Raw genomic sequence first — 23,773 nt, forward strand, 5'->3', positions numbered from 1 at the left:
ATGCGAAATAAAATGTTTCACATCGTTCAAATTACTCCCGCCTCCAGGCAAGCAACTTTCCCTAATATTTCAGGAATTTGCTATGTCTACCGTTGAAAAACTTCTCGTTGAGAAAAAAACCAATCGCCGTGAGCAGCGCGCTGAAGCTCAGCAGTTTATCGATTCTCTGCAAGGCACGGCCTTCCCCAATTCAAAACGTATTTATCTGACCGGCTCCCGGGACGATATCCGCGTGCCAATGCGCGAAATCCAGCTTAGTCCAACCGTGATTGGGGGCAGCAAAGATAACCCGACGCTGGAAGAGAATGAGCCGGTGCCTGTGTACGACACGGCTGGCCCCTACGGCGATCCGGCAGCGGCTATCGATGTGCATCGCGGCATCGACAAGTTGCGCAGCACATGGATTCACCAGCGTGCCGATACGGAAGAAATTACTGAACTCAGCTCGGTCTACACCCAACAGCGGCTGGCCGATGAAGGCCTGGATCATCTGCGTTTCGAGAACCTTCCTCGTCCACGCCGCGCACTGGCAGGCCGCTGCGTTACTCAAATGCATTACGCGCGCCTGGGCGTGATCACCCCGGAAATGGAATATATCGCCATCCGCGAGAATATGGGCCGTGAACGTATTCGCGGTGAAATCCTTCTGCAACAGCATCCGGGCAACAGCTTCGGCGCCAGCCTGCCTGAAAATATCAGCGCAGAGTTTGTGCGCCAGGAAGTCGCCGCCGGGCGGGCGATCATTCCGGCCAATATTAACCATCCGGAATCAGAACCGATGATCATTGGGCGTAACTTCCTGGTGAAGATCAACGCCAATATCGGCAACTCCGCGGTCAGCTCTTCGATTGAGGAGGAAGTTGAAAAACTGGTGTGGTCTGCACGCTGGGGCGCCGACACGGTGATGGATCTTTCTACCGGTCGCTATATCCATGAAACGCGTGAATGGATACTGCGTAACAGCCCTGTACCGATTGGCACCGTGCCAATCTACCAGGCGCTGGAGAAGGTTAATGGCGTAGCAGAAGATCTTAACTGGGAAATTTTCCGCGATACGCTGCTGGAACAGGCAGAGCAAGGCGTTGACTACTTCACCATTCATGCCGGCGTGTTGCTGCGTTACGTACCGATGACCGCTAAAAGGCTGACCGGCATTGTTTCGCGCGGCGGGTCGATCATGGCGAAATGGTGCCTGTCGCACCATAAAGAGAGCTTCCTCTACCTGCATTTCCGCGAGATTTGTGAAATCTGCGCCGCCTATGATGTTTCACTCTCACTCGGGGACGGCCTGCGCCCGGGTTCGATTCAGGATGCTAACGACGAAGCGCAGTTCTCCGAACTACATACGCTGGGAGAGCTAACCAAAATTGCCTGGGAATATGATGTGCAGGTGATGATTGAGGGACCCGGGCACGTGCCAATGCAGATGATCCGCCGTAATATGACCGAGCAGCTGGAACATTGCCATGAAGCACCATTTTATACGCTCGGCCCGCTGACCACCGACATCGCTCCCGGCTATGACCACTTTACGTCCGGGATTGGTGCAGCGATGATCGGTTGGTTTGGCTGCGCGATGCTGTGCTATGTGACGCCGAAAGAGCATCTTGGATTGCCTAACAAAGAAGATGTTAAACAGGGGCTGATTACCTATAAGATCGCCGCGCATGCCGCCGATCTCGCAAAAGGCCATCCCGGCGCGCAGATCCGTGATAATGCGATGTCGAAGGCGCGCTTTGAATTTCGCTGGGAAGATCAGTTTAATCTTGCCCTCGATCCGCATACCGCCCGTGCCTATCATGATGAAACCCTGCCGCAGGAATCCGGTAAGGTGGCGCACTTCTGCTCAATGTGCGGGCCGAAGTTCTGTTCAATGAAGATTACCCAGGAAGTGCGAGAGTACGCCGCGCGCCAGCAAGCCCAGGCCATGCCGATTGAAATAGGTATGGCGCAGATGTCTGATGAATTCCGCAATCGCGGCGGTGAACTGTATCACCGCGCCGATGCGCTTAAAACCGAGGAAAATGTATGAGTCGTGGTCCTTTTCCCGCTACCGACGCCCGGCTTGGGCTTTATCCGGTGGTGGAAACCGTTGAGTGGATTGTCCGCCTGCTGGATTTTGGTGTGCGCACTATACAACTGCGCATTAAAGATCGTCAGGATGATGAAGTAGAGCAGCAGATCGCTGAAGCGATTGCCCTCGGCAAACGTTACCAGGCAAGGTTGTTTATCAATGACTACTGGCGTCTGGCGATCAAATATCAGGCGTATGGTGTTCATCTGGGTCAGGAAGACCTGGATATCGCCGACCTTGATGCGATTCACGCTGCAGGACTGCGGCTGGGACTGTCTACTCACGATGATGCCGAGCTGGATCGGGCGCTGGCCGTAGAACCGTCCTACATCGCTTTGGGCCACGTTTTTCCAACGCAGACCAAAGATATGCCTTCTGCGCCACAGGGGTTAGCGGAACTGGCTCGGCATATTCAACGCCTGCAGGGTGTCTCTACTGTCGCTATTGGCGGTATCAGCATCGATCGCGTCCCGGCCGTGCTGGCAACCGGTGTCGGCAGCGTGGCCGTGGTCAGTGCCATCACCAAAGCGGAAGACTGGCAGGCGGCAACTCGCCAGCTGCTGGATCTGATTGAATCCCCGGAAGGCGCTGCACAATAAAATGTAATGTGTCGTAACGCCGGCAAACTGTCATGAAGCAACGCCGCAGACTCAGTCTCTGCGGCTTTTCACCTCTGTATACCCCGCTATAGTGGCGGGGCTGACGACAGTTTCGCCGTCAGCCAGGGTCAGCGCTGTTCCTTCCCGCTGGCCCTGCCTTCTCCCCGATCGTTACTGGCCGTAGCCAGCTCATATACCGGTGAGCAGGATTGCATGGCCCGCTCTACGGCAGCACCAAGAATCGCCAGCGCCCGCTCGGTTTTATCCGTACAGGTTTGGGCATAGCTCAACCGCAGGCAGTTGCGATACTTACCCGAAGCGGAAAACAACGAACCGACGGCGATTTGGATTTTTGAATCCCGCAGTTCAGCATTGAGCCAGTGTGAATCAAACGCTTCCGGTAACTCAACCCAGATCAGGAAACCACCCTGGGGACGGGTGACACAAATACCGCAGGGAAAATGCTGACGTACCAGGCGAGTAAATATCTCCAGGTTTCGCTGATAGGTGATGCGCATCCGCCGCAGGTGCGGCTGGTAGTAGCCCTGGCTTATAAATCCGGCGACGGCCATCTGCGTCAGCGTTGTTGTTGACCCGGTAACGATGTATTTCATATGCAGTACCCGGTCAAAATAGCGCCCCGGTACCACCCAGCCTACCCGTAGTCCCGGGGCCAGTATTTTTGAGAACGAGCTGCAGAGTAGCACCCGTCCGTCGGTATCCAGCGACTTGATGGTTATCGGGCGCGGGTAGTCAAAGGCCAGCTCACCGTAAACATCATCCTCAATGATTGCTGCGTCAAAACGCTGTGCCAGCGTGACCAGTGCGCGCTTGCGGTGCTCCGGCATAATAAATCCCAGTGGGTTATTACAGTTTGGCACCACCACCACGGTCTTGATCGGCCATTGTTCAAAGGCCAGCTCCAGTGCTTCAAGGCTGATGCCCGTTGAAGAGTCAGTGGGGATCTCTATCGCACGGATGCCAAATCCACGCAGGGTTTGCATGATGCCGTGAAAGGTCGGCGATTCAACGGCGATGATATCGCCATGCTGACAGACCGCCCGTATCGATATCGACAGGGCTTCATGGCAGCCGGTAGTAATCACGATGTCATCCGCGCCCAGCTGGCAGCCGCTGTCGATCATCAGGCGTGCAATCTGTTCACGCAGCTCCGGAAGACCATACAGCGTGTCATAGCCCAACAGGCGTTCATCCTGCTGTTGTGCAACCCGGCTTATGGCTTTCCATAACGGTTTCAGCGTTGGCTGCCCAACGTCCGGCATGCCACTACCCAGTTGAAGGGTTTGCTCATCGGAACGAGCTTCAAGCAGATGCAATACGGCATCCCACTGGGTGATCTCAACCGGCCGCTGTACCGGGCGGGTAATCGCCGGAACCGGCGGTGCTGCTTTGCGCGGGGTAACAAAATATCCCGAACGAGACTGGGGGGTGATCAGCTGCCTTTCTTCCAGCAGGTAGTAGGCCTGCTGCACCGTGCTGATGCTGACACCATGTTCGCTGCTCAGGGTGCGTACTGACGGAAGCCGTTCTCCTGCCTGATAAAGGCCTTGCTCGATACGCTGGGCCAACAGATCGGCCAGATATTGGTAACGCGTCATTGTATCCCCCTTATCGCCACTTCTGGATGAAAACCAGTACAGATTAGCGTCTTTATGACCATTCAGTCAGCGTATCACGCCATCTGTATGTCAATAAAACATTATTTCTGCATCTGTATCATTGATGTCATCCGCGACAAAATAGCATTCAGACACCGGGCATTGAGGGGCAGATGATGGAGTTTCATGAAAACAGAGCAGCAAAACCGTTCAGTTGGGGTTTGATCAAAGCGATCTTCATTATTCCTTATCACCACTGGCAGCGGCAGCGCATGCGGGCATGTACCAGAAAAATTCTCTCCCAGCTGAGCGATGCGCAGCTGAAGGATATCGGGCTGACCTGCCATGATGTCCGGCACTATAAGTGATGTGGCTTGGGCGGATTGCGCGCCCGCGGCAACGGAGACGTCCTGCCTCCGTTGCTATTTTTTTTATTACCCAGGATAGTGGCCCACGGGATCGCCGTCTGCATGGCATTGCATAACGGCTCAATGCTGTGACACAGATGAAAAACTGCCATCGCAGCAGGAAGACAGGCAGCTGTAGCTGACCAGACTCTACGCTTTCCCACCATACTTCCCACTGCCATATCGACCGCATTCGGCAATACGCTAATCGCGAACCAGGAAGCACAGGGTTGCCGCTTTCAGATCCACATTCAAATCATCGTCATATCCCTGTCGACTTTTTATGGGCAAAAAAAAACCTCGCCGAAGCGAGGTTTTTTACTATGCCACAGGTGGTTGACGATTAATCGTCATTACCACCCAGACCTGCGTTCAGCAGTTCTGCCAGGCTGGCAGACGCTTCATCAGCAGTCACCTGAGGTACAACTGGTGCTTCACCAGCTGCACGGCGGCGCATACGATCCTGATGATAAGCGTAACCAGTACCGGCTGGGATCAGACGGCCTACAATTACGTTCTCTTTCAGGCCGCGCAGTTCGTCACGTTTGCCCGCAACGGCTGCTTCGGTCAGTACGCGCGTAGTTTCCTGGAACGAGGCCGCAGAAATGAAGGACTCGGTTGCCAGAGACGCCTTGGTGATACCCAGCAGGTCGCGTGCAAATGTTGCAGCGATTTTGCCGTTGGATTCCAGCTCGCGGTTAGAGATCTTAACGCGAGAGAATTCAACCTGCTCACCGTCGAGGAAGTCGGAGCTTCCTGCGCTCTCGATAGTTGCTTTACGCAGCATCTGACGAACGATGACTTCGATGTGCTTATCGTTAATCTTAACGCCCTGCAGACGGTAAACTTCCTGCACTTCGTTAGTGATGTAACGGGTAACCGCATGAACGCCACGCAGACGCAGAATGTCATGTGGAGACTCTGGGCCATCGGAAACAACGTCACCGCGCTCAACACGTTCACCTTCGAACACGTTCAGCTGACGCCATTTCGGAATCATCTCTTCGTACGGATCGCTACCATCGATTGGCGTGATCACCAGACGACGCTTACCTTTGGTTTCTTTACCGAACGAGATGATGCCGCTGATCTCAGCCAGGATTGCCGGCTCTTTCGGACGACGGGCTTCGAACAGGTCAGCAACGCGTGGCAGACCACCGGTGATGTCCTTGGTACCGCCTGATTCCTGAGGAACACGCGCCAGGGTGTCACCTGAACTGATCTTGATGCCATCTTCCAGCTGAACAATCGCTTTACCCGGCAGGAAGTACTGAGCTGGCATATCAGAGCCAGGGATCATTACGTCGTTACCGTTAGCATCAACGATCTTCAGTGCCGGACGCAGATCCTTACCACCAGCAGTACGTTCCGCACTGTCCAGGATAACCAGAGAGGACAGACCGGTCAGGTCATCCGTCTGGCGGGTAATGGTCTGGCCATCAATCATGTCGGTGAAGCGAATGAAACCGCTCACTTCGGTGATTACCGGCATGGTATGTGGATCCCAGTTTGCTACGGTCTCGCCCGCTGCAACCTGCTCGCCGTCACCTTTAGCCATGGTAGAACCGTAAGGAACTTTATAGCTCTCTTTAGTACGACCGAATTCATCGATCATTTTCAGCTCGGTATTACGAGAAGTAATTACCAGCTTGCCAGCGGAGTTGGTTACCGACTTAGCGTTAGAGAGTTTAATGGTACCTTTGTTCTTAACCTGGATGCTGGATTCAGCAGCCGCACGAGATGCCGCACCACCGATGTGGAAGGTACGCATCGTCAGCTGTGTACCCGGCTCACCGATTGACTGTGCAGCGATGACACCGATCGCTTCACCTTTGTTGATGATGTGGCCACGCGCCAGGTCACGACCGTAGCAGTGAGCACACACGCCGAAGTCGGTTTCGCAGCTTACTACGGAACGCACTTTCAGGCTGTCAACAGAGTGTTCTTCGAGGATGTCACACTGCGCTTCATGCAGCAGCGTGTTACGCGGCAGCAGGATATCAGCAGTACCCGGCTTGAGAACGTCTTCTGCGGTCACACGACCCAGAACGCGCTCACGCAGCGGCTCTTTAACATCACCACCCTCGATAACCGGGGTCATCATGATACCTTCGTGGGTACCACAATCGTCTTCGGTAACGACCAGATCCTGCGCCACGTCTACCAGACGACGAGTCAGGTAACCGGAGTTCGCAGTTTTCAGTGCGGTATCCGCCAGACCTTTACGAGCACCGTGAGTAGAGATGAAGTACTGGAGTACGTTCAGACCTTCACGGAAGTTCGCGGTGATTGGCGTTTCGATGATTGAGCCATCTGGCTTAGCCATCAGACCACGCATACCGGCAAGCTGACGAATCTGTGCAGCAGAACCACGCGCACCGGAGTCGGCCATCATAAAGATGCTGTTGAAGGAAACCTGGCGCTCTTCTTCACCGTCACGGTTAATCACGGTTTCGGTAGACAGGTTTTCCATCATCGCTTTCGCAACGCGTTCGTTGGCCGCAGCCCAGATATCGATCACTTTGTTATAGCGTTCGCCAGCGGTAACCAGACCAGACTGGAACTGCTGCTGGATTTCAGCCACTTCAGCTTCCGCTTCGGTGATGATTTCCACTTTCTTCTCTGGGATAACCATGTCGTCGATACCAACAGACGCACCTGAACGTGCCGCATAGGCAAAGCCGGTGTACATAGTCTGGTCAGCAAAGATAACCGTTGGCTTCAGGCCCAGGATGCGGTAACAGGTGTTCAGCATCTTGGAGATCGCTTTCTTACCCAGCGCCTGGTTGACGATAGAGTAAGGCAGACCTTTCGGCACGATCATCCACAGGATGGCACGACCGATGGTTGTATCGATCAGGCTGGTTTTTGCAACCCATTCGCCCTGCTCGTTCTTCTCATGTTCGGTAATACGTACCTTAACGCGAGCGTGCAGAGACGCGAGGCCAGCGCGATAAATACGCTCGGCTTCTTTTGGACCAGTCAGCACCATGCCTTCGCCTTTGGCGTTAACACAGTCACGGGTCATGTAGTACAGACCCAGTACAACGTCCTGAGAAGGAACGATGATTGGTTCACCGTTCGCTGGGGACAGGATGTTGTTGGTAGACATCATCAGCGCACGTGCTTCCAGCTGGGCTTCCAGCGTCAGCGGTACGTGAACAGCCATCTGGTCACCATCGAAGTCGGCGTTATATGCCGCACAAACCAGCGGGTGCAGCTGAATAGCTTTACCTTCGATCAGTACTGGCTCAAACGCCTGGATGCCCAGACGGTGCAGGGTTGGTGCACGGTTCAGCAGGACCGGGTGTTCGCGGATAACTTCGTCCAGGATATCCCAAACGACAGCTTCTTCACGCTCAACCATTTTCTTAGCGGCTTTGATGGTGGTAGCAAGACCACGCAGTTCAAGCTTGCCGTAGATAAACGGTTTGAACAGCTCCAGTGCCATTTTCTTCGGCAGACCGCACTGATGCAGGCGCAGGTATGGACCTACGGTGATTACAGAACGGCCTGAGTAGTCAACACGCTTACCGAGCAGGTTCTGACGGAAACGACCCTGCTTACCTTTGATCATGTCAGCCAAAGATTTCAGAGGACGTTTGTTAGAACCGGTGATCGCACGACCGCGACGGCCGTTATCCAGCAGCGCATCTACCGCTTCCTGCAGCATACGTTTTTCGTTACGTACGATGATGTCAGGTGCAGCCAGATCCAGCAGGCGCTTCAGACGGTTGTTACGGTTGATAACGCGACGATACAGATCGTTCAGATCTGAAGTTGCGAAACGACCGCCGTCCAGCGGTACCAGCGGACGCAGATCCGGTGGCAGTACAGGCAGCACGGTCAGGATCATCCACTCTGGCTTGTTACCAGACTGTACGAACGCTTCCAGCAGCTTGATACGCTTGGTCAGCTTTTTACGTTTGGTTTCGGAGTTAGTCTCGTTCAGCTCTTCACGCAGCTGCTCGCACTCTTGCTCCAGATCCATGTTCTTCAACAGGGCCTGGATCGCTTCCGCACCCATTTTCGCGTCGAATTCATCACCAAACTCTTCCAGCGCGTCAAGATACTGCTCTTCAGTCAGGATCTGGCGCTTTTCGAGATTGGTCATGCCGCCTTCAACAACGACGTAAGATTCGAAGTACAGAACACGTTCGATATCACGCAGTGGCATATCCAGCAGTAAACCGATGCGGGATGGCAGCGATTTCAGGAACCAGATGTGCGCAGTTGGAGAAGCCAGCTCAATGTGGCCCATGCGCTCACGGCGGACTTTGGTCTGTGTAACTTCAACGCCACACTTCTCACAGATCACACCACGGTGTTTCAGGCGCTTGTACTTACCGCACAGGCACTCGTAGTCTTTTACCGGCCCGAAAATACGCGCACAGAAAAGCCCGTCACGTTCTGGTTTGAACGTACGGTAGTTGATGGTTTCCGGCTTTTTAACTTCGCCGAAAGACCAGGAACGGATCATGTCTGGCGAGGCCAGAGCGATCTTGATCGCATCAAACTCTTCGGTCTTAGTTTGCGCTTTCAGAAACTTAAGTAAGTCTTTCACGGATTAGCTCCCGTCGGAGTGAGACTTCTCAGGGATGCCCTGCCGCAGCAGGGCACCCTGTAACCAGTACAGCAGATGCGAATAACCTCAGGGGTTACTCGTCTTCGAGCTCGATGTTAATACCCAGCGAGCGAATCTCTTTCAACAGTACGTTGAAGGATTCTGGCATGCCCGGTTCCATCTGATGGTTGCCGTCGACGATGTTTTTGTACATCTTCGTACGACCGTTCACGTCATCAGACTTAACGGTAAGCATTTCCTGCAGGGTATAGGCTGCGCCGTATGCTTCCAGCGCCCACACTTCCATCTCACCGAAGCGCTGACCACCGAACTGAGCCTTACCACCCAGCGGCTGCTGAGTAACCAGGCTGTAAGAACCGGTAGAACGTGCATGCATTTTGTCATCAACCAGGTGGTTCAGCTTCAGCATGTACATATAGCCAACGGTAACCTGACGCTCGAACTGTTCGCCGGTACGACCATCGAACAGGGTAATCTGACCGGAAGAAGGCAGGCCGCCGAGCTGCAGCAGCTCTTTGATCTCGCTCTCTTTCGCGCCGTCAAACACTGGCGTTGCGATTGGCATACCTTTTTTCAGGTTCTCTGCCAGACGCAGCACTTCGTCGTCGGTGAAGGTGTTCAGGTCAACTTTCTGGCGTACATCAGTACCCAGATCGTAAGCACGCTGAATAAACTCACGCAGCTTAGCCACTTCTTCCTGCTTCTTAAGCATAGCGTTGATTTTCTCGCCGATGCCCTTCGCAGCCATACCCAGGTGGGTTTCAAGAATCTGACCGATGTTCATACGTGATGGAACGCCCAGCGGGTTCAGTACGATATCGACCGGCGTACCGTTCTCATCGTATGGCATATCTTCGATTGGGTTGATCTTGGAGATAACACCTTTGTTCCCGTGACGACCTGCCATTTTGTCACCAGGCTGGATCTGACGTTTAACGGCCAGATACACTTTAACGATTTTCAGCACGCCAGGTGCCAGGTCATCGCCCTGAGTGATTTTGCGGCGCTTAGCTTCAAGTTTCTTCTCAAACTCGTGCTTCAGCTCGTCGTACTGCTCGGCCAGCTGCTCCAGCTGGTTTTGTTTTTCTTCGTCGGTCAGGCCAAGTTCCAGCCAGCGCTCGCGAGGCAGCTTGTCCAGTTTGTCCGCTTCCACACCGCCGGAAACCAGCAGGTATTGGATACGGCTGAACAGGCCAGCTTCGAGGATCTGCAGTTCTTCAGACAGGTCTTTTTTCGCCTGCTTCAGCTGCATTTCTTCGATTTCCAGCGCACGCTTGTCTTTTTCCACGCCATCGCGGGTGAAGACCTGAACGTCGATAACGGTACCAGACACGCCGTTCGGTACGCGCAGAGAAGAATCTTTTACGTCAGACGCTTTCTCACCGAAGATCGCACGCAGCAGTTTCTCTTCTGGCGTCAGCTGGGTTTCACCTTTTGGCGTTACCTTACCAACCAGAATGTCGCCACCGGTCACTTCTGCACCGATATACACGATACCGGATTCATCCAGTTTAGAGAGCGCAGCTTCACCCACGTTAGGGATGTCAGCGGTGATCTCTTCCGGCCCCAGCTTGGTGTCACGAGACACACATGCCAGTTCCTGGATGTGGATAGTGGTGAAGCGATCTTCCTGTACCACGCGCTCGGAGACCAAAATGGAGTCTTCGAAGTTGTAGCCGTTCCACGGCATGAACGCGACGCGCATGTTCTGACCCAGTGCCAGTTCGCCCAGATCCGTTGAAGGACCGTCGGCCAGCACATCACCACGTTCAATTGGCTCACCCAGGTTCACGCAAGGCATCTGGTTGATGCAGGTGTTCTGGTTAGAACGGGTGTATTTGGTCAGGTTGTAGATGTCGATACCGGCTTCGCCCGGATACATTTCATCTTCGTTAACTTTGATAACGATACGAGATGCATCAACGTACTGAACGGTACCACCACGTTTCGCTACAGCTGTAACACCAGAGTCAACCGCTACCGCACGCTCCATACCGGTACCAACCAGCGGCTTATCAGCGCGCAGAGTTGGAACCGCCTGACGTTGCATGTTTGCACCCATCAATGCGCGGTTGGCGTCATCGTGCTCCAGGAACGGGATCAGTGACGCACCGACGGAAACCACCTGCTGGGTGGAAACGTCCATGTAGTCAACCTGATCGCGGCTGAACAGGCTCGATTCGCCTTTACTACGGCAGGTTACCAGGTCGTCTACGAAGTGACCTTCGTCGTCGAGGTTGGTGTTTGCCTGAGCGATAACGTAGTTACCCTCTTCGATTGCAGAGAGGTAATGAATTTCGTCGGTCACCACACCATCGCGCACGCGACGATACGGGGTTTCCAGGAAACCATACTCGTTGGTCTGTGCGTACACAGACAGCGAGTTAATCAGACCGATGTTTGGACCTTCAGGCGTTTCGATTGGACATACGCGACCGTAGTGCGTCGGGTGTACGTCTCGAACTTCAAAGCCTGCACGCTCACGCGTCAGACCGCCCGGGCCCAGTGCAGAAATACGACGCTTGTGCGTGATCTCAGACAGCGGGTTGTTCTGGTCCATAAACTGGGAAAGCTGGCTGGAACCAAAGAACTCTTTCACTGCCGCAGAGATTGGCTTGGCGTTGATCATATCCTGTGGCATCAGGGTATCCAGATCGCCCAGAGACAGACGCTCTTTCACCGCACGCTCAACGCGGACCAGACCTACGCGGAACTGGTTTTCTGCCATTTCGCCGACGGAACGGATACGACGGTTGCCGAGGTGGTCGATATCATCCACTTCGCCAATACCGTTACGGATACCGATGAGCTTCTTCATCACTTCAATGATGTCGTCTTTGCTCAGGATACCGGAACCTTCGATCTCGTCACGCATCAGAGAACGGTTGAACTTCATACGGCCAACCGCAGACAGATCGTAGCGGTCTTCAGAGAAGAACAGGTTCTCAAACAGGTTTTCGGCCGCTTCACGCGTTGGTGGCTCACCAGGACGCATCATGCGGTAGATCTCAACCAGCGCGCTCAGGCGATCGTTGGTTGGGTCAACGCGCAGCGTCTCAGAGATATACGGGCCGTGATCCAGGTCGTTGGTGAACAGGGTTTCAATACGCTTGTGACCGGACTGGCTCAGTTTAGCCAGCAGATCCAGTGACAGCTCCATGTTCGCCGCAACCAGCAGCTCACCGGTACCTTCGTCGATGTAATCTTTAGCGACGACTTTACCTGCGATGTATTCAACCGGTACTTCGATATGTGCAACGCTGTCTTTTTCCAGCTGACGAATGTGGCGCGCGGTAATACGGCGGCCTTTCTCAACGTAGACAGTACCGTTAGATTCGATATCGAACGATGCAGTTTCGCCGCGCAGACGCTCAGGGATCAGCTCCATCTGCAGCTTGTTATCGCGAATTTCATAAACCACTTTGTCGAAGAACAGATCGAGGATCTGCTCAGTGGTGTAATTCAGCGCGCGCAGGATGATGCTGGCCGGCAGCTTACGACGACGGTCAATACGGACGAACAGGTTGTCTTTCGGGTCAAACTCGAAGTCCAACCATGAACCACGGTAAGGAATGATGCGTGCGTTATACAGCACTTTACCAGACGAGTGGGTTTTACCCTTATCGCTGTCGAAGAAGACACCAGGGCTACGATGCAGCTGAGAAACGATAACACGCTCAGTACCGTTGATGACAAAGGTACCGTTATCGGTCATGAGTGGAATTTCACCCATGTACACTTCTTGTTCTTTGATGTCTTTAACTGTGCCTTCCGGCGCTTCGCGCTCGTAGATCACCAGGCGCAGTTTTACGCGCAGGGGTGCAGAATACGTGACGCCACGAATCTGACACTCTTTCACATCAAATACAGGTTCGCCTAAACGGTAGCTGACGTACTGCAGCTCAGAGTTACCGCTATAGCTTTGGATTGGGAATACGGAACGGAATGCAGCTTCCAGACCATACTGGCCTTCCGGATCTTGCTCGATAAACTTCTGGAACGAGTCAAGCTGGATAGAAAGGAGATATGGAATGTCCAAAACCTGTGGACGTTTTCCAAAATCCTTACGAATGCGTTTTTTCTCGGTATAGGAGTAAACCATTGGGTTCCTCAGCTCGCTGAAAAGTAGAACCTTTCTGTCCGTCCAGTGGGGACAGTTCATGCAACGCTGTTTTGTGTCGTGCAAAAGGCAGAGCACCTTTTGTAATACCTCTTTCTATCACGCTTAAATCATTTCATTGCTTTTGACTGGACAGAGGGTCCATGCAGGAAAGCAGTATATTAAGTCGTCGATAGAGAAAGATATTAAGCAAATCAATGGCTAAACAGTGTGAAATACCATTAATGCTTTAGAGCGCAAAAAGGCTGGTGACCAAAAAGTCACCAGCCATCAGCCTGGAACAACTTAAACCCAGGCTGCAACCTGAAAGGTTGGCTTATTTAACTTCAACTTCTGCGCCAGCTTCTTCCAGTGCTTTCTTCAGAGCTTCAGCGTCGTCTTTGCTGATGCCTTCTTTCAGGGCAGCAGGTGCAGACTCAACCAGGTCTTTGGCTTCTTTCAGGCCCAGACCAGTTGCGCCACGTACGGCTTTGATTACAGCAACTTTGTTAGCACCGATAGCTTTCAGTACAACGTCGAACTCAGTTTTTTCTTCAGCAGCTTCTACTGGGCCAGCAGCAACAGCTACAGCTGCAGCAGCAGACACACCGAACTTCTCTTCCATAGCGGCGATCAGTTCAACTACTTCCATTACAGACAGAGCTGCAACAGCTTCAATGATTTGGTCTTTAGTGATTGACATTTGTTGTTCCTAAAATTCAGAAAAAGTTTATACGTTAGCAAGTAAACGTGAAAAGAAAGGCTGATTAAGCAGCTTCTTTCTGATCGCGTACAGCGGCCAGAGTGCGAACCAGTTTGCCGGCAGCGGCTTCTTTCATGGTTGCCATCAGGCGTGCAATTGCTTCATCGTAAGTTGGCAGAGTTGCCAGGCGGTCGATCTGAGCCGCACTGATCAGCTCGCCTTCAAAGGCTGCAGCTTTAACCTCAAATTTTGCATTCGCTTTCGCGAACTCTTTGAACAGACGAGCAGCAGCGCCCGGGTGTTCCATAGAGTATGCAATCAAGGTTGGACCGGTTAACGTGTCTTTCAGGCACTCGAACTGAGTACCTTCAACGACGCGGCGCAGCAGGGTGTTACGAACAACACGCATGTATACGCCAGCCGCACGACCTGCTTTACGCAGTTCGGTCATTTTATCTACGGTAACGCCACGAGAATCCGCAACTACCGCAGACAGCGCGCCTTTGGCTACTTCGCTGACTTCAGCAACAATCGCTTGTTTGTCTTGAAGATTTAAGGCCATTAGCTTGTGCTCCTGGATTTGGGCCGGGGATGGATTTCCCCGGAACTCACTTCACTCATTTACCCGAAGGTATACGAGCGCTCAAACACGGTGAGCAGAATCCAGTTAAGAAAAATTCTTGTCGGTTCTGTCACCGTCTACGCAGGGTATTAAGTGATATCTTTCGCTATCACTCCTGCGGTCTTGGACGGAGGCCTGGATAAGGCCAGGCTCCAACCTAAAAATCTGTCGGTTCTGTATATTTACAGAACAACGGGCGTAAGATTCTAGATGAAAATTTCGCCCGCGTAAAGCAGATTAGTTAGCAGCAGCGTTCAGGCCAGCCTGATCGATTGCCACGCCAGCACCCATGGTGGTGGACAGGCTAACTTTCTTGATGAAAACGCCTTTCGCCTGTGAAGGTTTTGCTTTTTTCAGCGCAACCAGCAGGGATTCCAGGTTTTCTTTCAGTTTATCTGCATCGAAATCAACCTTACCGATAGTGGTATGGATGATACCGTTTTTGTCGTTACGGTAACGAACCTGACCCGCTTTAGCGTTTTTCACTGCTTCAGCAACGTTAGGAGTTACGGTACCAACTTTCGGGTTTGGCATCAGACCGCGTGGGCCCAGAACCTGACCCAGCTGGCCAACAACGCGCATTGCATCTGGAGATGCGATAACAACGTCGAAGTTCATTTCGCCTTTTTTGATCTGGTCAGCCAGATCTTCCATACCTACCAGCTCAGCGCCAGCTGCTTTAGCAGCTTCAGCGTTTGGACCCTGGGTAAATACGGCAACGCGAACGGAACGGCCAGTACCGTGTGGCAGTACAGTTGCACCGCGAACGTTCTGGTCAGATTTACGAGCATCAATGCCCAGGTTTACAGCTACGTCAACGCTTTCTACGAACTTAGCAGTAGCCAGTTCTTTCAGCAGAGCAACAGCTTCGTTGATGTCATACTGTTTAGTTGAATCAACTTTGTCACGGATCACGCGCATGCGCTTGGTCAGCTTAGCCATTTCTTAGTCCTCTACTACCAGGCCCATGGAACGAGCAGTACCTTCGATTGAGCGAGTCATCGCTTCAATGTCAGCACCAGTCATGTCCGCAGCTTTGGTTTCTGCGATTTCACGTACCTGAGCACGAGATACTTTACCTACTTTGTCTTTGTTCGGCTTGCCGGAACCAGACTTGATACCAGCCGCTTTCTTCAGCAGTACTGCTGCAGGAGGGGTTTTGGTAACGAAGGTGAAAGAACGGTCAGAATAAACGGTGATCACTACTGGGATCGGCAGACCTTTTTCCAGGGATTCTGTTTTTGCGTTGAACGCTTTACAGAATTCCATGATGTTAACGCCTTGCTGACCCAGAGCCGGACCTACCGGAGGACTCGGGTTTGCCATACCAGCTGAAACTTGCAGCTTAACGTAGGCTTGTACTTTCTTAGCCATGATAATTCCTCTGTTGGGTGATAACGCTCCATAACGGAGCTCCCCGTGATTAATATTTTACGCGCGAATATATCGACGCATAAAAACAAAAGGCGCGAAATTGTAGTGTAATTTCGCGCCTTTCGCAACCACCTGATAACGGCGATCGTATAAATTTTATGCCGCCTTTTAGAAAGCGGCTCAGGGTGAATCAATCAGCCCTTCTCAACCTGTCCGAAGTCCAGTTCAACCGGCGTTGCGCGGCCGAAGATAGAAACAGAAACTTTCAGGCGGCTTTTCTCGTAATCAACTTCTTCCACCACGCCGTTAAAGTCGGCAAATGGACCGTCGTTAACACGTACCATCTCGCCTGGCTCAAACAACGTTTTCGGACGCGGCTTATCACCAACCTGCTGCAGGCGGTTCATAATCGCATCAACTTCTTTGTCGCTAATCGGTGCAGGACGATCGGACGTACCGCCGATGAAGCCCATTACGCGCGGCACACTGCGCACCAGGTGCCAGCTGGCGTCATTCATCACCATCTGAACCAGTACGTAGCCCGGGAAGAACTTGCGCTCGCTTTTACGACGCTGGCCACCACGGATTTCAACCACTTCTTCGGTTGGAACCATGACATCGCCAAACAGCTCTTCCATGTTGTGTAACTTGATATGCTCACGCAGCGACTGTGCTACGCGGCCTTCAAAACCGGAAAACGCCTGAACGACGTACCAGCGCTTCTTTGGAGCTTCAGACATCTCAGAACCTCAGGCCAGTGATAAACGATACCAGACGGACCAGAATACCATCCAGTCCCCACAAAATCAGTGACATCACGGCAGTCACCGCGGCAACGATTAAGGTGGTGTGCAACGTTTCCTGACGAGTAGGCCAGATCACTTTACGAACTTCAGTACGCGCTTCACGAGCGAAAGCCAACGTTGCTTTACCCTTAGCGGTCAGCAGGGCAATGCCAGCTGCTGCTGCAATCAGTACAACGACGGCCAATGCACGCAGCGGTAATGTTACTTCACGATAGTAGTAGTTACCCACGATGGCGACAACCAGCAGTAACGCCACACCTAACCACTTTATCGCTTCCAGGCCGCGCCCGCTGCCTTGAGCTTCGGTATTAGCACTCATAACCAACCTGCCACAATAAATCAGAAACACTTTTGCCCCGGATTACGAGGCAACCGAACCGAATAATACTGTCATACCCGCAGGTATAGGCGTAACTCGGCATATTATGTATGACGCCGTGCTACAGAGCCTGCCTCAGCAATGATTATGAATCATAATCACAGATGAGTCAGGTTCTATGTTACAGCGTGCAAAAAGGGCATCAAATGATGCCCTCTTCATGTGCGTTGCGTCAAATGTTATCAGCGATTAAGCGATAACTTTAGCAACAACACCAGCACCAACGGTACGGCCGCCTTCGCGGATTGCGAAACGCAGACCATCGTCCATTGCGATTGGCTTGATCAGTTCAACAACCAGTTTGATGTTGTCGCCTGGCATTACCATCTCAACGCCTTCTGGCAGTTCGATGGTACCGGTCACGTCAGTTGTACGGAAGTAGAACTGTGGACGGTAGCCTTTGAAGAATGGGCTGTGACGGCCGCCTTCTTCTTTAGACAGAATATAAACTTCTGACTCGAACTTGGTGTGTGGCTTGATTGAGCCTGGCTTAGCCAGAACCTGGCCGCGCTCAACGTCTTCACGCTTAATACCACGCAGCAGGATACCACAGTTCTCACCTGCACGGCCTTCGTCCAGCAGCTTACGGAACATTTCAACGCCGGTACAGGTTGATTTCACGGTGTCTTTCAGACCCACGATCTCAACTTCTTCACCCACTTTAACGATACCGCGCTCTACACGACCGGTAACAACAGTACCACGGCCGGAGATGGAGAATACGTCTTCGATAGGCAGCAGGAACGGCTTATCAACCGCACGCTCTGGCTCTGGGATGTAAGAATCCAGGTGGCCGGCCAGTTCGATGATCTTAGCTTCCCACTCAGCTTCACCCTGCAGAGCTTTCAGCGCAGAACCGTGAACGATTGGGGTGTCGTCGCCTGGGAAGTCGTACTGTGACAGCAGGTCACGTACTTCCATCTCAACCAGCTCCAGCAGCTCTTCATCATCAACCATGTCACATTTGTTCAGGAACACGATGATGAATGGAACGCCAACCTGACGACCCAGCAGGATGTGCTCACGAGTCTGTGGCATTGGGCCATCAGTTGCAGCAACAACCAGGATTGCGCCGTCCATCTGAGCAGCACCGGTGATCATGTTTTTCACATAGTCGGCGTGGCCCGGGCAGTCAACGTGCGCGTAGTGGCGAGTCGGGGTGTCATATTCAACGTGAGAAGTGTTGATGGTGATACCACGTGCTTTTTCTTCTGGTGCGTTATCGATCTGGTCGAATGCGCGAGCAGAACCGCCGTAGGTTTTAGCCAGAACGGTGGTGATAGCAGCAGTCAGGGTAGTTTTACCGTGGTCAACGTGGCCGATAGTACCAACGTTGACGTGCGGTTTGGAACGTTCAAATTTTTCTTTAGACATCGCTTGTCCCTCTAAGACACGGATTAATCGGTGATATCACCACATCAACCAGGCATTGCCTGAATCGTTGAATTTTAATGCACAGAGAAGAAGCAGGGAGGGAGATTTTGAAAGTGGTGCTGATACCCAGAGTCGAACTGGGGACCTCACCCTTACCAAGGGTGCGCTCTACCAACTGAGCCATATCAGCACGGCTTGGAGCGGGCAGCGGGAATCGAACCCGCATCATCAGCTTGGAAGGCTGAGGTAATAGCCATTATACGATGCCCGCATCCTGGAACTCGGCTACCTGTTCTGTCTGTAGCTTGTGAACAACAGGAAAAAGCTTTCCTGCTACTCGAGTCAACAAGCATTTGCCTGCTAACTTTGACTGCGCTTGAGCTCAGTCGGAAATCTTGATGAACATACTCCTGGAGAGTAGCCATCGTTGCAGATAGACAATTTCTTGTCTTTCTGCTTTCGACTCAAAACTGAGAATCGAAATGGTGGTGGGGGAAGGATTCGAACCTTCGAAGTCGATGACGGCAGATTTACAGTCTGCTCCCTTTGGCCGCTCGGGAACCCCACCTGGGGTACTTGATGGTGCCGGCTACCGGAATCGAACTGGTGACCTACTGATTACAAGTCAGTTGCTCTACCAACTGAGCTAAGCCGGCATCAAGTGGTGCGCATTCTAGGAAGACCCGGCGCATGATGCAACAAAAATATTGCGATAAATGTTCTTATGCTCACTATTTGTGCAAAACCTCGCAAATTGGCCGTTAAATACAATAAATCAGTTCAATTAAGCAGCAAGAGGTTCTGTTTTTTGCTCCATTCGCATGGCCCACTAACAGAATATTTCAGTGCTTCTTTTTTAAAATTACCGACGATTTTTTCTCACTGAATGCACCAGCATGCCGCATCCGCACATTTTGTGTGCAATCTTACTGTTACTGGTTCGATGGGATGCGCCTGAATTCGCTATCTGCAGGCTGGAACATATTTTGCTTATCTTTAATGAACTAACCAGACCTATACCCCAGAGGAGGACTCGCATGAAAATAATGATGCTCACTGCCGCCACCCTGCCGGTTTATCGCAGTCAGTTAGCCGAATTGTTAATGGATGCTGTTGCTCACAATGCTCTGACTGACTATCAGCCCATCCAAAATCGTGAAGAGGCGGCCAGCTACTTCCATAGCCTGCGTGATGGATTAGCAAAGGGAGAAAGACTGCTCTGGGTGGCCTGCGACCAGAACGGTGTTGTGGCAAGCATACAATTGGAAATATGCGCACGCCCGGATGGCCGTAATCGCGCGGAAGTCCAGCAGCTGCTGGTTCATAGCAGGGCCAGGCGCAAAGGTGCAGGAAAACGGCTCCTCGCGGTGCTGGAACAGGAAGCAATACACCGTCAGCGCGGCCTGCTTTATCTCGATACGTTGGCGGGTACCCCCGCAGAGGCATTTTATCGCTCCCAGGGCTACAGTTGTCTGGGCGAGCTTCCAGATTATGCCTGCTTAGCTGAAGGCTATTACTGCCCAGCTGTGATTTATTACAAACGCCTGTTTCGGGTTAATCAGGTTGTGCGTCCGATTGCCAGTTAAAGTTATCATTTATGCGGGTGAGCTTGCGTTTGCACCCGCTGTACATCTTTTTTCCTTCTTATTGCTGCCCTTCTGATGTTAACCTCCTGCCCATTGTGTTCTGATTTAGCCCTCAGTACTAAAGCCTGTCTCCGAGTATTTCTCGTTGAAATAATATGGCTAACACACTGAAGGATAAACGATTGCTGGCAGAAGCATGTATATGAGCAAAAAAGATTCATTGTTAACTACGCCCTATTTGCAATTCAACCGTACTCAGTGGGCTGCGCTGCGCGATTCCGTGCCAATGACCCTGTCAGAGGATGAAATTGCCCAGTTAAAAGGGATTAACGAAGATCTCTCCATAGAAGAAGTTGCCGAGATCTACCTGCCGCTCTCTCGACTGCTGAATTTTTATATCAGTTCCAATTTGGGGCGTCAGGCAGTTCTTGAGAAGTTTTTGGGTACAAAAGGACAGAAAGTTCCCTATATTATTAGTATTGCAGGCAGCGTTGCAGTTGGTAAAAGTACCACAGCTCGCGTGTTACAGGCGCTTCTCAGCCGCTGGCCTGAGCACCGTAAAGTGGAATTGATCACCACTGATGGATTCTTACATCCTAATGCAGTCCTTAAAGAACGGGACCTGATGAAGAAGAAGGGTTTCCCTCTTTCTTACGATATGCACAGGCTGGTTAATTTTGTTTCAGAATTAAAATCTGGTGCTGCGCAGGTAACCGCTCCGGTCTACTCCCATCTTATTTATGATGTCATCCCGGACGGCGATAAGATCGTGCAGCAGCCCGATATTCTTATTCTGGAAGGGCTGAATGTACTGCAAAGTGGGATGGATTATCCGCACGACCCTCATCATGTCTTTGTGTCTGACTTTGTTGATTTCTCTATTTATGTCGATGCACCTGAGGATTTATTGGAACACTGGTACATCAATCGTTTCCTGAAATTCCGCCAGGGTGCATTTAGCGACCCGGACTCTTATTTCCATCATTATTCGCAACTTCCCGAGGAAGAAGCGGTAGGTATCGCCACACAGTTATGGAAAGAAATTAATCACTTAAATTTAAAAGAAAATATATTACCGACTCGTGAACGTGCCAGCCTGATTATGACCAAAAGCTTTGGCCATGCGGTCGATTTGGTAAGATTAAGAAAGTAAAAAAGGGGCAGTTAATGCCCCTTTTTATCCATTAAACGCTCAATGATTTGCTAAAGAATGATTCAGAGACGTGGTTGTTTTTAATGTTGTGGTCTCAATGAAATCTCACCGCCAACCCAAGATTTTTTGACACCATCCTGTTCAAGAATGAGCCCACCCTGCTGATCGATACCTCGCGCAATACCGAATATTTCCCGGTCGCCAATCAGTAATTTAACCGGCCGATCGATAAAGTTATCCAGTCTGGCCCAGCGCCCCACAAATGGCGTCAAGCCATCTTGCTCAAACTGAGCAAGCGCAGAACGCAACTTATTGACAATTCTTGCAGATAAAGCGTTTCGATTGACGGTGACTCCCGCCTCCTGCAGATTTATCCATCCCTGATTTATCGCTTCTGCGGCCGGTGCGCGCATCCCCAGATTAATCCCGGCACCGATCACGATTTGCGCTGCATCGCCTGTTTTACCTGTAAGTTCGACCAAAATGCCCGCAAGTTTACGATCTTCGAGATAAATATCATTTGGCCATTTGACACGAACATTAGCAGCACCGAGTTCCTGTAGGGCTTCGGCCAATACGATACCAATGACCAGGCTAAGGCCCATGGCGGCTGCAGGCCCCTGTTCAAGACGCCAGTACATGGATAAGTAGAGATTCACACCGAAAGGTGAGATCCACTGCCTACCTCGCCGGCCCCTGCCTGCCTGTTGGTACTCGGCAACACAGGCGTCTCCTGACTGCAGACGGTCCATACGATCCAATAAATATTGGTTGGTGGAGTCAATAACCGGAATGACGGCCAGGCGTCCGTTATCTAACTGGGCATTAATTTCGTCTTCGTTGAGTAATTGCATCGAAGAAGACAGGCTGTAACCTTTGCCCGTGACGGTGAAAACATCAATACCCCATTCTTTCAGCGTCTGGATATGTTTATTGATGGCAGCACGACTCATCCCCAACTGTTCCCCGAGCTGCTCGCCGGAGTGAAACTCGCCGTTAGCGAGGATAGAAACCAGCTTCAAAGGTACGGTATTATCTTTCATGCGAGTGCCTCCACTGCATTTATCTCGCCACTACTGGCAATAAACCGGACTTCAGGCTCAAGCCAGACATTAAATTTAGACGCTACCCGCTGGCGTACGATACGGGCCAGTTCGATGATGTCTTTCCCTGTCGCATCCTCACAATTTATCAGCACCAGAGCCTGCTTTTCATGTACAGCAGCCCCTCCCTGACGGAATCCTTTGAGTTCACATTGATCGATTAGCCAGCCAGCAGCCAGCTTCACCTCGCCGCTTACCTGCGGATAGAGCGGTATAGCTGGGTAGTGTTGCTGTAACTCAGCAGCAACCTTTGAACTGACTAATGGGTTTTTAAAGAAGCTACCCGCATTTCCTGTCACTTTAGGGTCAGGTAACTTACTGCGGCGCATATGGCATACCGAGTCAAAAACCTGACGTGGAGTGACCGTCTTTGGGTCCAGGTCTCGCAGGTCACCGTAGCTCAGTACCGGTTTCCAGACCTTTGGCAGGAGCAACCCAACAGCAACAATGGCAAAACCATCGCGGTACTGATGCTTAAAAATGCTGTCTCTGTAACCAAACTGACACTGTGCAGCCGTTAGCCTTAAGATGTGGCCATTGGCCAGGTTTATGACGTCAACATACGCACAAAGCTGTTCAAATTCGACACCATAGGCCCCAATATTTTGGATCGGTGCCGATCCTGCACAGCCGGGAATTAACGCCAGATTTTCTAATCCAGGCAGGCCCTTATCAAGCATCATCTCAACCAGCTGATGCCAGTTTTCTCCAGCGCCTATATGCAGCAGCCATGCGTCATTTTGCTCCTGGATCTCTATACCTTTAAGCCGATTAATAATCACCTGGCCAGAGAAATTCTCAATAAACAGCACATTACTGCCTTCTCCGAGTAATAACGTGGGCTCTTTTTTCCATTGGCTTAACTGCCAGGACTGGCATAACTGTTCTGCATTTTCAGCAACCGTAATAACAGCTGCTGCTGCTTCAAGAGAAAATGTATTCCAGGGTTTCAGAGAATTTTTCTGGCGGGACATATGACAGCCTTTACGAATTTAACTAACTGTAGTGTAACCGATCGACAGGAGGTGGGTTTAGGATTTTCTGGGGGCGACCACTATTCAAACATACGCTGGCAACCAAAATGAAAACATATTTTTTTACAAAATTCATGACTTCTTGTGCATGATTTTTAAGCGAGAGAGGAATGTAGATGCTTTAAAAGCCCATGTAATCATTCATTACAGGATGAACAGAGGCAAGAGCTGGATAGCATTACAGAGAACGTAGACCACTGGATTATAAAAGGGTCACTTCAGGCGGGATTCTGAACGGCGTAAACGCAAAAAGGCC

At 51.7% G+C, this 23,773-nt stretch carries 17 protein-coding genes and 4 tRNA genes; 5 read left to right on the plus strand and 16 right to left on the minus strand.

The annotated features are described in order from the left end of the window. Positions 1-82: 82 nt before the first annotated feature. Positions 83-2,032, plus strand: coding sequence for a phosphomethylpyrimidine synthase ThiC (gene thiC / locus IBT47_RS25400; protein WP_234472104.1), 1,950 nt, complete (start codon positions 83-85; stop codon positions 2,030-2,032). Then, positions 2,029-2,673, plus strand: a complete 645-nt coding sequence (gene thiE, locus IBT47_RS25405) for a thiamine phosphate synthase (protein WP_200563890.1) — start codon at positions 2,029-2,031, stop codon at positions 2,671-2,673. The genes thiC and thiE overlap by 4 nt, the downstream gene beginning before the upstream one ends. A gap of 128 nt (positions 2,674-2,801) precedes the next feature. Here thiE and IBT47_RS25410 read toward each other — a convergent pair whose 3' ends face one another. After that, on the minus strand, positions 2,802-4,292 hold the full coding sequence (locus IBT47_RS25410; protein WP_200563892.1) for a PLP-dependent aminotransferase family protein: 1,491 nt from the start codon (positions 4,290-4,292) through the stop codon (positions 2,802-2,804). Between the two features lie 173 nt (positions 4,293-4,465). On the opposite strand from IBT47_RS25410, the gene IBT47_RS25415 reads away from it, so the two are divergent. After that, positions 4,466-4,660, plus strand: a complete 195-nt coding sequence (locus tag IBT47_RS25415) for a DUF1127 domain-containing protein (protein WP_370569952.1) — start codon at positions 4,466-4,468, stop codon at positions 4,658-4,660. A gap of 382 nt (positions 4,661-5,042) precedes the next feature. On the opposite strand, the gene rpoC is transcribed toward IBT47_RS25415, so the two are convergent. The 13 genes from rpoC to IBT47_RS25480 form a co-directional block, all read right to left on the minus strand. Continuing rightward, the gene (gene rpoC / locus IBT47_RS25420; RefSeq protein ID WP_105595692.1) at positions 5,043-9,263 is read right to left on the minus strand and encodes a DNA-directed RNA polymerase subunit beta'; all 4,221 of its coding nucleotides are present in this window, start codon (positions 9,261-9,263) and stop codon (positions 5,043-5,045) included. Positions 9,264-9,357: 94 nt separating this feature from the next. Next, positions 9,358-13,386: a DNA-directed RNA polymerase subunit beta gene (rpoB, locus tag IBT47_RS25425; RefSeq protein WP_105595693.1), complete on the minus strand. Its 4,029-nt coding sequence runs from the start codon at positions 13,384-13,386 to the stop codon at positions 9,358-9,360. A 334-nt stretch (positions 13,387-13,720) separates the two neighbouring features. Continuing rightward, on the minus strand, positions 13,721-14,086 hold the full coding sequence (gene rplL / locus IBT47_RS25430; RefSeq protein ID WP_105595694.1) for a 50S ribosomal protein L7/L12: 366 nt from the start codon (positions 14,084-14,086) through the stop codon (positions 13,721-13,723). Between the two features lie 64 nt (positions 14,087-14,150). Continuing rightward, positions 14,151-14,648: a 50S ribosomal protein L10 gene (rplJ, locus tag IBT47_RS25435; RefSeq protein WP_105595695.1), complete on the minus strand. Its 498-nt coding sequence runs from the start codon at positions 14,646-14,648 to the stop codon at positions 14,151-14,153. A gap of 297 nt (positions 14,649-14,945) precedes the next feature. Then, positions 14,946-15,650 carry a 50S ribosomal protein L1 gene (gene rplA / locus IBT47_RS25440; protein ID WP_105595696.1) on the minus strand — a complete coding sequence of 235 codons (705 nt, stop codon included), beginning with the start codon at positions 15,648-15,650 and terminating at the stop codon, positions 14,946-14,948. Positions 15,651-15,653: 3 nt separating this feature from the next. After that, positions 15,654-16,082, minus strand: coding sequence for a 50S ribosomal protein L11 (gene rplK, locus IBT47_RS25445; RefSeq protein WP_105595697.1), 429 nt, complete (start codon positions 16,080-16,082; stop codon positions 15,654-15,656). A 194-nt stretch (positions 16,083-16,276) separates the two neighbouring features. Then, positions 16,277-16,822, minus strand: coding sequence for a transcription termination/antitermination protein NusG (gene nusG / locus IBT47_RS25450; protein ID WP_012439920.1), 546 nt, complete (start codon positions 16,820-16,822; stop codon positions 16,277-16,279). Position 16,823: 1 nt separating this feature from the next. Next, positions 16,824-17,207, minus strand: a complete 384-nt coding sequence (gene secE, locus IBT47_RS25455) for a preprotein translocase subunit SecE (RefSeq protein WP_105595698.1) — start codon at positions 17,205-17,207, stop codon at positions 16,824-16,826. A gap of 249 nt (positions 17,208-17,456) precedes the next feature. Next, entirely contained in the window at positions 17,457-18,641 is a 1,185-nt protein-coding gene (gene tuf / locus IBT47_RS25460; protein ID WP_200547890.1) for an elongation factor Tu, read from the minus strand. Between the two features lie 114 nt (positions 18,642-18,755). Next, a tRNA-Thr gene (locus IBT47_RS25465) sits at positions 18,756-18,831 on the minus strand. 6 nt (positions 18,832-18,837) lie between these two features. Continuing rightward, positions 18,838-18,912: transfer RNA gene (locus IBT47_RS25470), tRNA-Gly, on the minus strand. Positions 18,913-19,124: 212 nt separating this feature from the next. Continuing rightward, a tRNA-Tyr gene (locus IBT47_RS25475) sits at positions 19,125-19,209 on the minus strand. Positions 19,210-19,221: 12 nt separating this feature from the next. After that, positions 19,222-19,297, minus strand: a tRNA-Thr gene (locus IBT47_RS25480). Between the two features lie 381 nt (positions 19,298-19,678). Between IBT47_RS25480 and IBT47_RS25485 the strand changes: the two genes are divergently transcribed. Both IBT47_RS25485 and coaA read left to right on the plus strand, forming a co-directional pair. Next, positions 19,679-20,227 (plus strand): N-acetyltransferase, encoded by a 549-nt coding sequence (locus tag IBT47_RS25485; protein WP_105595818.1) that lies wholly within the window; start codon positions 19,679-19,681, stop codon positions 20,225-20,227. A gap of 202 nt (positions 20,228-20,429) precedes the next feature. Further along, positions 20,430-21,380 (plus strand): type I pantothenate kinase, encoded by a 951-nt coding sequence (gene coaA / locus IBT47_RS25490; RefSeq protein WP_105595817.1) that lies wholly within the window; start codon positions 20,430-20,432, stop codon positions 21,378-21,380. Between the two features lie 80 nt (positions 21,381-21,460). On the opposite strand, the gene birA is transcribed toward coaA, so the two are convergent. Further along, positions 21,461-22,423 carry a bifunctional biotin--[acetyl-CoA-carboxylase] ligase/biotin operon repressor BirA gene (gene birA / locus IBT47_RS25495; protein WP_200563894.1) on the minus strand — a complete coding sequence of 321 codons (963 nt, stop codon included), beginning with the start codon at positions 22,421-22,423 and terminating at the stop codon, positions 21,461-21,463. Next, positions 22,420-23,457 (minus strand): UDP-N-acetylmuramate dehydrogenase, encoded by a 1,038-nt coding sequence (gene murB / locus IBT47_RS25500; protein WP_200563896.1) that lies wholly within the window; start codon positions 23,455-23,457, stop codon positions 22,420-22,422. Before murB ends, birA begins: the two co-directional genes overlap by 4 nt. Between the last annotated feature and the right edge of the window lie 316 nt (positions 23,458-23,773).

The sequence above is a fragment of the Erwinia sp. S43 genome, assembly GCF_016624745.1.
Lineage (GTDB): Bacteria > Pseudomonadota > Gammaproteobacteria > Enterobacterales > Enterobacteriaceae > Erwinia > Erwinia coffeiphila.

Excerpts from the sequence above, each read along its gene's own strand:
- thiC (WP_234472104.1), top strand. The coding sequence starts at position 83 with ATGTCTACCGTTGAAAAACTTCTCGTTGAGAAAAAAACCAATCGCCGT.
- thiE (WP_200563890.1), top strand. The coding sequence starts at position 2,029 with ATGAGTCGTGGTCCTTTTCCCGCTACCGACGCCCGGCTTGGGCTTTAT.
- IBT47_RS25410 (WP_200563892.1), bottom strand. The coding sequence starts at position 4,292 with ATGACGCGTTACCAATATCTGGCCGATCTGTTGGCCCAGCGTATCGAG.
- IBT47_RS25415 (WP_370569952.1), top strand. The coding sequence starts at position 4,466 with ATGATGGAGTTTCATGAAAACAGAGCAGCAAAACCGTTCAGTTGGGGT.
- rpoB (WP_105595693.1), bottom strand. The coding sequence starts at position 13,386 with ATGGTTTACTCCTATACCGAGAAAAAACGCATTCGTAAGGATTTTGGA.
- rplL (WP_105595694.1), bottom strand. The coding sequence starts at position 14,086 with ATGTCAATCACTAAAGACCAAATCATTGAAGCTGTTGCAGCTCTGTCT.
- rplJ (WP_105595695.1), bottom strand. The coding sequence starts at position 14,648 with ATGGCCTTAAATCTTCAAGACAAACAAGCGATTGTTGCTGAAGTCAGC.
- rplA (WP_105595696.1), bottom strand. The coding sequence starts at position 15,650 with ATGGCTAAGCTGACCAAGCGCATGCGCGTGATCCGTGACAAAGTTGAT.
- rplK (WP_105595697.1), bottom strand. The coding sequence starts at position 16,082 with ATGGCTAAGAAAGTACAAGCCTACGTTAAGCTGCAAGTTTCAGCTGGT.
- nusG (WP_012439920.1), bottom strand. The coding sequence starts at position 16,822 with ATGTCTGAAGCTCCAAAGAAGCGCTGGTACGTCGTTCAGGCGTTTTCC.
- secE (WP_105595698.1), bottom strand. The coding sequence starts at position 17,207 with ATGAGTGCTAATACCGAAGCTCAAGGCAGCGGGCGCGGCCTGGAAGCG.
- tuf (WP_200547890.1), bottom strand. The coding sequence starts at position 18,641 with ATGTCTAAAGAAAAATTTGAACGTTCCAAACCGCACGTCAACGTTGGT.
- IBT47_RS25485 (WP_105595818.1), top strand. The coding sequence starts at position 19,679 with ATGAAAATAATGATGCTCACTGCCGCCACCCTGCCGGTTTATCGCAGT.
- coaA (WP_105595817.1), top strand. The coding sequence starts at position 20,430 with ATGAGCAAAAAAGATTCATTGTTAACTACGCCCTATTTGCAATTCAAC.
- birA (WP_200563894.1), bottom strand. The coding sequence starts at position 22,423 with ATGAAAGATAATACCGTACCTTTGAAGCTGGTTTCTATCCTCGCTAAC.
- murB (WP_200563896.1), bottom strand. The coding sequence starts at position 23,457 with ATGTCCCGCCAGAAAAATTCTCTGAAACCCTGGAATACATTTTCTCTT.